4 protein-coding genes and 1 pseudogene are annotated in these 9562 nt (G+C 41.4%); all 5 read left to right on the top strand.

Annotated elements, in window-relative coordinates; translation table 11 throughout:
* On the top strand, nucleotides 1–1391 hold a 1391-nt coding region (locus tag HMPREF2780_RS10320; protein WP_158672310.1), incomplete at its 5' end, for a SpaA isopeptide-forming pilin-related protein.
* 274 nt (nucleotides 1392–1665) lie between these two features.
* Nucleotides 1666–8718, top strand: coding sequence for an LPXTG-anchored adhesin/beta-galactosidase BgaA (gene bgaA / locus HMPREF2780_RS10315; protein ID WP_105026567.1), 7053 nt, complete (start codon nucleotides 1666–1668; stop codon nucleotides 8716–8718).
* A 288-nt stretch (nucleotides 8719–9006) separates the two neighbouring features.
* Nucleotides 9007–9138 carry a hypothetical protein gene (locus HMPREF2780_RS11860; protein WP_008809422.1) on the top strand — a complete coding sequence of 44 codons (132 nt, stop codon included), beginning with the start codon at nucleotides 9007–9009 and terminating at the stop codon, nucleotides 9136–9138.
* Between the two features lie 176 nt (nucleotides 9139–9314).
* Entirely contained in the window at nucleotides 9315–9443 is a 129-nt protein-coding gene (locus HMPREF2780_RS11855) for a hypothetical protein (protein WP_260470079.1), read from the top strand.
* Between the two features lie 10 nt (nucleotides 9444–9453).
* Nucleotides 9454–9562 (top strand): annotated as a pseudogene (locus tag HMPREF2780_RS10310) (ABC transporter ATP-binding protein); the annotation flags it as partial.

The following is a 9562-nucleotide window of genomic DNA, read 5'->3' as shown; positions in this document are numbered from 1 at the left end:
CAAACGTTGGCGAAAAAGACTCTAAGGGTGAAGATAACAAAGTCGTAACTAACGGCTCAACAGTAACTGTAACCGATAAAGACGATGACCTCCCACGTAAGGTAACTTTCAGCAAGGTTAGCCTTGGTGGAGAAGAAATCGCGGGAGCTCAGATCAAGATCTTCAAAGGCGACAAGGCAGAAGGTCAAGCTGTAGAAAGCTGGACTTCAGAAGCTGGTAAGTCTAAAGATCTCAACTTGGCTCCAGGTACATACACTTTCCATGAGGAAGCAGCACCAACAGGTTACCTCAAGGTGACTGACATCACTTTCCAAGTCAAACACGACGGCACAGTGGAAGTGACCAATGTTGGCGAGAAAGACTCTAAGGGTGAAGACAACAAGGTCGTAGCCGATGGTTCCAAAGTAACTGTAACCGATAAAGACGATGACCTCCCACGTAAGATTACCTTCAGTAAGGTTAGCCTTGGTGGAGAAGAAATCGCAGGAGCTCAGATCAAGATCTATAAGGGCGAGAAAGCTGAAGGAGATGCAGTAGAAAACTGGACATCTGAAGCTGGTAAGTCTAAAGAATTGAACTTGGCACCAGGTACGTACACCTTCCATGAGGAAGCAGCACCAACCGGTTACCTCAAGGTGACTGACATCACTTTCCAAGTCAAACATGACGGTACAGTGGAAGTGACAAACGTTGGTGAAAAAGACTCTAAGGGTGAAGACAACAAGGTCGTAACCGATGGTTCTAAAGTAACTGTAACCGATAAAGATGATGATCTTCCACGTAAGGTAACTTTCAGTAAGATCAACCAATACGGTACCGAAATTGGTAGTGCACAAATTCAAATTTTCCGAGGCAACGAGGCAACTGGTAATCCTGTAGCAGAATGGACTTCAGAAGTAAACAAATCACATGATTTAGAATTAGCTCCTGGAGTATATACTTTCCATGAAGCGACAGCCCCAGCTGGTTACCTAGCTGTTAAAGACATCACTTTCCAAGTGAACTTCGACGGAACGATAACAATTTTGAACGCTAATGGAAACACAGTAGAGTACAAGGATGGGAAGTTAGTAGTAACAGACCAAAGTATTCCAACAATTCCAAGTGTCCCAAATAAACCAAACAAACCAAACAAACCAAATAAACCTGATAAGCCAGGTAATAAAGATCCTAAAGATCCAGGCAATGGAAAACCAAAGGATCCGGATAAGAAAAATCCTAAAGATCCTGGTAAGACAAATCCAAAAGATTCAGAAAAACCACAAGAAAAAGATAAGACTAAGAAAACTTTACCATTAACAGGTACAGAGCTTAGCTTTACACTTCTTGCCCTTGGTTTAACTATGATTGTTGGATGGGGAGTTTATTACGGGACTCGTTTTAAAAACTAAAACAAGAAACAAGTGTCAATGAAAATTGACGCTTGTTTTTTTATGACTTTTACTTTTTTTATCAGAAATAAGTGACAGAACTGAACAGATAAAAATTGCTGATAGCTGAAGAGAATTCTATGATTCTCCTAATTTTAGAAAAATCACTCATAAATATGAAAACGGCTTCATTCGTATTGAGATTATGCAACTTGTTTTATAAAATAAGGTGAAGAAAACTATAGGAATAGCTTGCTTCTATAAAAATGGAAGCGGTTACTTGGTGGAGGACCTTATGGAAAAAGGATATTGGAATCGTAAAAGAGTCTATAGCATCCGAAAATTTACTGTTGGTGCATGCTCAGTGCTTATTGGAACTTGTGCAGTTTTGTTTGGAGCTAGTCTTTCTGCAGGAAACCCTGTTTATGCGGAAGAAGTGGCCGTTAACGCTAGTGCTGAAAGCGTCAAAGAAGAAGGAAAGATTGAGGAAGAGCACTCTGATAAGGCAGTTGCCACTAGTGAATCATCTGAGGCTCCAGATGCTAGTCCAGCTCTTTCAACACAGGAAACTTTTCCAGAGAAAACAGAAGAGAATTCACCTAGTCCTAAGGTAGAAAAAGAGTTTTCTGAATCAGTAAAAAATGAAGTGAAAGAAATAAGCGAGTCCTCTGCCCAAGAAGGATCAGAAAAGGATAAGGTGAAATCTGCTACTGAGGAGGAAGTGAGTCAAATGATTGAGGATAGAAAGGTCAATTTTAATCAGAATTGGCACTTTAAATTAAACGCTAATGCTAAGGAAGCAATAAAAGATGAGGCCGATATAACTTCATGGAAAAAATTAGACTTACCTCATGACTGGAGTATCCACTTTGACTTTGATCATGACTCTCCTGCACAGAATGAAGGGGGCCAACTTAATGGTGGAGACGCTTGGTATCGCAAGCCCCTTAAATTAGATGAAAAGGATTTAGATAAAAATGTACGTCTGACCTTTGATGGGGTCTATATGGATTCGCAAGTCTATGTGAATGGCCAGCTGGTTGGTCATTATCCAAATGGCTATAATCAATTTTCATACGATATTACAAACTATCTTCACAAAGATGGCCGGGAAAATATCATTGCTGTTCATGTGATTAACAAGCAACCAAGCAGTCGTTGGTATTCAGGAAGTGGAATCTACCGTGACGTTTCTCTTCTTATCAGAGATAAGGTTCATGTTCAAAAGAACGGAACAACCATCTTGACTCCTCAGTTGGAAAATCAAAAAGATGGAAAGGTAGACACTCTTGTCAGCAGTAAGATTTCTAATACAGATGATAAAGATCATGAAATTACAGCTGAATACCAAATTGTGAGACGAGGCGGGGAAGCTGTAACAGAAGTGATTCGTACTGCCAGTCAAAAACTGAAAGCTCATGAGACTAGTACAATTCAGACAAGGATACAAGTTGAAAGACCAGAGCTGTGGACTGTGCTGAATGATAAGCCTGCCTTGTATGAGCTAGTGACACGGATTTATCGTGATGGTCAGCTTGTTGACGCTAAGAAAGACTTGTTTGGTTATCGCTATTATAACTGGACTCCTAATGAAGGTTTCTCTTTGAATGGTCAGAGGATCAAATTTCACGGGGTTTCCTTGCACCATGATCACGGAGCACTAGGAGCAGAAGAAAACTATAAGGCTGAGTACCGTCGTCTCAAGCAAATGAAGGAAATGGGGGTCAATTCGATTCGTACGACCCATAATCCTGCTAGTGAACAGACTTTGCAGATTGCGGCAGAGTTGGGATTGCTAGTCCAAGAAGAGGCTTTTGATACCTGGTATGGAGGTAAGAAGCCTTACGATTACGGTCGTTTCTTTGAAAAAGACGCCACTCACCCAGAGGCCAAAAAGGGCGAAAAATGGTCTGATTATGACTTGCGGACAATGGTAGAAAGAGGTGAAAATAACCCAGCTATCGTCATGTGGTCTATCGGAAATGAAATCGGTGAGGCTAATGGAGATGCTCATTCTTTAGCGACTGTTAAACGTCTGGTCAAGGTTATCAAGTCAGTTGATAAAACCCGCTATGTGACGATGGGGGCAGACAAATTCCGCTTCGGTGATGGTAGTGGTGGTCACGAAAAAATTGCTGATGAGCTAGATGCAGTTGGTTTTAACTATTCAGAAGAAAATTACAAAACATTGCGTGCTAAACATCCAAATTGGTTGATTTATGGTTCTGAAACGTCTTCTGCGACTCGTACACGTGGTAGCTATTTCCATCCAGAGCAAGAATGGGTTGGAAGCAATCAGTCTTGGCGAAACTATGAACAATCGGACTATGGAAATGACCGAGTTGGCTGGGGTAAAACGGCAACAGCTTCTTGGACTTTTGACCGAGATAATGCTGGTTACGCAGGACAATTTATCTGGACAGGAACAGACTATATCGGTGAACCAACTCCTTGGCACAACCAAAACAGCACTCCTGTAAAGAGTTCTTATTTCGGAATAGTGGATACAGCTGGGATTCCTAAAAACGACTATTACCTTTACCAAAGTCAGTGGGTTTCTGCCAAGAAGAAACCAATGGTTCACTTGCTTCCTCATTGGAATTGGGAAGATCAGGAATTAGCAGACAATGTTGCAGATGCTGAAAATAAAATACCAGTCCGTGCATACTCCAATGCTGCTAGTGTTGAATTATTCTTGAACAACCAATCTTTGGGAATCAAGAAATTTAACAAAAAAGAGACAAGTGACGGCCGTAGCTATCAAGAGGGGGCAAATCCTCACGAACTCTACCTTGAGTGGAAAGTAGCTTATCAGCCAGGGACTTTGGAAGCAGTAGCTCGTGATGATCAAGGTAAAGAAATTGCCCGAGATAAGATTGTAACAGCAGGTCAACCTGCAGGTGTACGCTTGGTCAAGGAAGAGCACGCTATTGCAGCAGATGGAAAAGACTTGACCTATATCTACTATGAAATCGTAGACCGTGACGGCAATGTCGTGCCAACTGCCAATAACCTCGTTCGTTTCCAATTGCATGGACAAGGTCAGCTAGTCGGAGTAGATAATGGAGAACAGGCTAGCCGTGAACGTTACAAGGAACAAGCAGACGGCTCTTGGATTCGCAAAGCCTTTAATGGTAAAGGGGTTGCCATTGTCAAATCAACAGACCAGGCAGGGAAATTCACCTTAACGGCTCATTCTGATTTACTAAAATCGGACCAGGTGACTATTTTCACTGGAAAGGATGATCAGAAAGAAAAGACAGTGTTAGGGACGGAAGTGCCAAAAGTTCGTACAGTTTTGGGACAAGCTCCAAGCTTGCCAGCGACAGTTCCTTTTGTTTACAGTGACGGAAGCCGGGCTGAACAGCCTGTGACTTGGTCACAAGCAGATGTTAGTCATTCAGGCATTGTGACTGTCAAAGGAGAGGCAGAAGGCCGTCAGGTAGAAGCACGTGTTGAAGTTTTAGCCGTTGAAAGAGAATTGCCAGTTATCAAACGAGTAGCACCAGGGACAGATTTGAGTACTGTAGATAAGTCAGTTGCTCTTGCATTAACTGATGGTAGTCTCGAACACTATGATGTGGATAAATGGGAAATTGCACCAGAAGATAAGGACAAACTTTCTGTTCCAGGTTCCCGCATTCAAATGACTGGGCAACTTGCAGGTACAAAGGTATCAGCAACCTTACTGGTGACAGATAGTGAAGCAGAAGCACCTGTGAATCCAGCTGTAACTCTTGACGGTGATTCTGTAACAGGTCTAACTAGTCAGAAACCAGTTCATTACCATAGTCTTGCTTACGGATCTCAACTTCCTTTAGTAGCCGCGACTGCTGAAAATGCAGATGTCACAGTTGTTCAAGCTAGTGTTGCAAATGGGTTGCGGGCCAGCATTTATGTTCAACCTAAGGATGGCGGTACCCTACAGACCTATGCCGTTCAGTTCTTAGAAGAAGCTCCTAAAATTGAACGTTTGAGCTTACAAGTTGAGCAAGCGAATCATCTAAAAGAGGACCAGACTGTTCCATTAACTGTTTTGGCTCACTATCAAGACGGTACTCAGGCTATCTTACAAGCGGATAAGGTTGCCTTCTCTACATTAGGCGAGGGAGAGGTTGCTGTTCGTAAAGGAATGCTTGAATTACACAAGCCTGGAATTGTCACACTCAAAGCTGAATACGAGGGAGCAGAAGGTCAAGTAAACTTAACGATTCAGGCTAATACAGAAAATAAAACTGTTCAATCCGTTCGTCCTGTTAGTGTGGTAACTGATTTGCATCAAGAACCAAATCTTCCAACCACTGTTACTGTTGAGTACGACAAAGGATTTCCAAAAGTTCATAAGGTTACTTGGCAAGCAGTGGCTAAGGAGGAACTTGATCGCTACCATACTTTTGAAGTAGTAGGAAAGGTCGAAGGTATTGATCAAAAAGCCATTGCTAAAGTTTCTGTTGAAGGGATCATTGCAGTCGAAGAAGTCAGTGTTACGACACCGATTGCAGAAGCTCCACACTTGCCAGAGAGTGTACGGACTTACCACTCAAATGGTCAGGTTTCGTCAGCAAAAGTTACTTGGGAGCCTATTGCACCTAGTCAATATCAAAAAGAAGGCGTCTTTACTGTGTCAGGACAGGTGGAAGGAAGTTCTTTACCAACCAAACTTCATGTACGAGTATCTGCTCAAACAGAAAATGGTGCTAACATCTCTGATCAATGGACAGGTTCAGAATTGCCACTTGCTTTTGCTTCAGATTCTAACCCGAGCGATTTAGTATCTAATGTTAATGATAAAGTGATCTCTTATACGGATCAGCCAGCCAACCGTTGGACTAACTGGAACCGTCGTGAAGAAGATTCGGTAGGGGTACTATTTGGAGATTCTGGTATCTTGACTAAACGGTCAGTAGACAATCTAAATGTAGCCTTCCATGAAGATCACGGGGTAGGGGCACCTAAGTCTTATGTGATTGAATATTATGTTGGTAAAGCTACGCCAACAGCTCCAAAAAATCCTAGCTTTGTAGAAAGCGAAGAACATGTCTTTAATGATGATAGCAATTGGAAACCTGTAACCAATCTGAAAGCTCCAGATCAGCTTAAAGCAGGTGAAATGAATCACTTTAACTTTGATAAGGTAGATACCTATGCTGTTCGTATTCGTATGGTGAGAGCAGATGACAAACTTGGAACCTCTATCACAGAAGTTCAAATCTTCTCGAAACAAGTTGCTCCAGCTAAGCAAGCACAGACTAGAATACAGGTGGCGGGACAAGATTTGCCAAACTTTAATCCAGACTTAACAGACTACTATTTAGAAGCTAAGGATGGAAAGGCGGATGCAGTAACCGCAAGTGTCAGCAATAATGGTCTGGCAACTGTCGTACCAAGTGTCCGCGAGGGAGATCCTGTTCGCGTTATCGTCAAGGCTGAAAATGGAGATATTCTAGGTGAGTATCGCATCCACTTTACAAATGATAAAGATCTATTGGCACGTAAACCAATAGCGACAGTAAAACAAGCTCGCCTGCTCCAACTAGGTCAAAATCTAGAGCTACCAAGCAAGGTCCCTGTTTACTTTACAGGGGAAAAAGACTATGAAGTGAAAGATTTGGCTGTCGAATGGGAACCTGTTCCAGCTGAAAGCTTATCAAAAGCTGGGCAGTTTACTGTTCATGGTCGTCTGGTTGGAAGCGACTTACCTGTCGAGCTAAGAGTCCGAGTGACTGATAAGTTAGGCGAATCTGTATCAGACAATCCTTACTATGATGAAAATAGCAATCAGGCTTTTGCATCTGAGACAAATGATGCTGATCCAGATTCTCATGATCGAGTGGATTATATCAACGACGGGGACCTCAATGAGAGCCGCCGTTGGACAAATTGGTCAGCGACACCATCAGCTAATCCAGATGTTTCGGTAGGTGTTATCTTCAAAGAAAACGGTAAAATTATCGAACGAACAGTCAATCAAGCCAAACTGCACTTCTTTGCTGATAGCGGTACAGATGCTCCGTCTAAACTAGTCTTAGAGCGTTATGTTGGCCCAGACTTTGATGTTCCAACCTATTATTCAAACTATCGAGCTTATGAATCAAACCACTTGTTTAACAATCCTGATAACTGGGAGTCCGTTCCTTATAATATGAATCAAGATATCCAGGCTGGTACAGAATTGACAGCAACCTTTAATGCTGTGAAATCCAAGGCTATGAGATGGAGAATGGATAGAAAAGCAGATAAGAATGGAGTTGCCTTGATTGAGATGACTTTCTTGGCACCAAGTGAATTGCCTAAAGAAAGTACAAAATCAAAAATCTTACTTAATGGCAAAGAACTTCCAGACTTCTCTGCAGAACGCTTGGAATATCAAGTGTCCTACAGTGGTCAACGTCCTAAAGTGACAGTAGAAGAAAAGGACCAAGTGGCTTCAACTGTTGTAGATAGTGGAGATAATCGTTTGCCAGTCTTGGTTCGACTTCTGTCTGAGAGTGGTAAGCAGGTTAAGGAATACCGTATTCAATTGACGGAAGAAAAAGCTACTGCTGGTAAGGTAGTAGCCGCAGTTCAAGAAGAACTTCCACGTCTAGAAGTCGAAGAAAAAGAACTTCCTTATCAGACAATTGAAAAAGAAGATGCCAATCTCTACCTTGGGGAAACCCGTGTAGAAGAAGAGGGGCAAAATGGTAAGGAAAGAATCTTTACTGAAGTTGCTCCAGATGGTCAGCGAGCAGAAAAACTACGAGAAGTAGTTCAAGATCCTATCAATCGTGTCCTGCTTGTCGGCACTAAGAAAGGAACAGCTCTTCCAGAAGATGATATCAAAGATTTGGTTCTCTATAGACCAGAGCTTCTGATAGAGGAAGAAGAGGTTGATTTCCAAGTGCAAGAGCGAAAGAATCATATGCTTCCAGCTGGTCAAACGCGTATCATCCAAGAAGGCCGTAAAGGTATTCGTGTGAACTTAGTCGAACTTGAAAATGGCAAGCGCACTCTTAAAGAAAGCTACAATAAATTAGAAGCACAAGATCAGATTCTAGAAGTGGGAACAGCCCTTTCAGAAGAGAAAACAAAGTCACAAGATACTTATAAAGCTTATTCACAAACTTCTGGGCAAGGCAAAGATCAGAGTCTAGAAGAAAAAGTTCAAGGCACCAAAGCTGTGAAAGAAGAGCATAAAAAAGCTAAATCTGAAGCAGTGCAGCTTCAAGCAGAAAAAGTCAAATCAACCGAAAAAGGTTACTTACCGAATACAGGAAGTCAGTCAGATCAAGCTACGATAACCACGGGCTTAGCTCTCTTGGGCTTAGGCGCTGGTCTTGCTGCAAGGAAACGTAGAAAAGAAGACTGAGATTTAATGATTAGGTAAGAGGACAATCCGTTGAACTAGACGAAGAGATCAGGGAATTATCCCTGATCTTTTTTATGTAACTACAGCACTTCTAGTAAGCTGAGTCTAGCAAGATAAGGTTCACATTGACTCCTTGTGTTGAAAGATGACAAAATTGTAAGCTTTAAAAGCCCAAATGAAAGGTTAAGTTATGGAAGCGAGTTTAAAAAAGCTGTATCCTTATAAGTGTAAAGGAAAGGGAAAGAAAGTTTCTCTTGATAAAAGCAAATGTTATAAAGGAGGCCCACTATGAAAACTAAACTTTTTAACCAAGACAAACGTCCTCTAAAAGCACAAAAGATTTCTAAAGAAGAAATCGAGAAGACTCGCTTAGGCTGTGCCTCTAGTCAATATTACTTCTGGTTGCAGTATAGTCATTAAGGAATATTAAGTTCCAGCTTCTATAAAGAGAAAGTTTATCAAAACTTTCTCTTTATACGATTAAAAATCAAAGATGACAAAAATGTAAGATTAGAAGTAAGATTGTAAGGTTAGGTTATGGAAAGCCGAGTGCAAATTCGGTAGAATAAGATTATCAAAAGAAAGAAGTGTTTAGAATGAAATTATTTAAAATAAGTCATAAGAAAGATAAATATTCCATTCGGCCAAGTCAAAAAGAAATTGAATGGACGAAATTCGGATGCCAAGCCAATCAGGCGGCTCAAGAAATGTACTTAGGATTTTAAAGGAGAAGTTATGAGTTTATTAGATGTACAACACGTAAAAAAGATTTACAAGACCCGTTTTCAGGGCAATCAAGTAGAAGCACTGAAGGATATCCACTTCACAGTGGATGAGGGCGACT

The organism is Streptococcus sp. HMSC062B01, from assembly GCF_001811085.1.
Taxonomy (GTDB): Bacteria; Bacillota; Bacilli; order Lactobacillales; family Streptococcaceae; genus Streptococcus; species Streptococcus gordonii.
This window is presented reverse-complemented; position numbering and strand designations above follow the sequence as displayed.

What these genes read in the sequence shown, in the direction of transcription:
- HMPREF2780_RS11855 (WP_260470079.1), top strand. Translation starts at nt 9,315, where the DNA reads ATGAAATTATTTAAAATAAGTCATAAGAAAGATAAATATTCCATTCGG.
- HMPREF2780_RS11860 (WP_008809422.1), top strand. Translation starts at nt 9,007, where the DNA reads ATGAAAACTAAACTTTTTAACCAAGACAAACGTCCTCTAAAAGCACAA.
- bgaA (WP_105026567.1), top strand. Translation starts at nt 1,666, where the DNA reads ATGGAAAAAGGATATTGGAATCGTAAAAGAGTCTATAGCATCCGAAAA.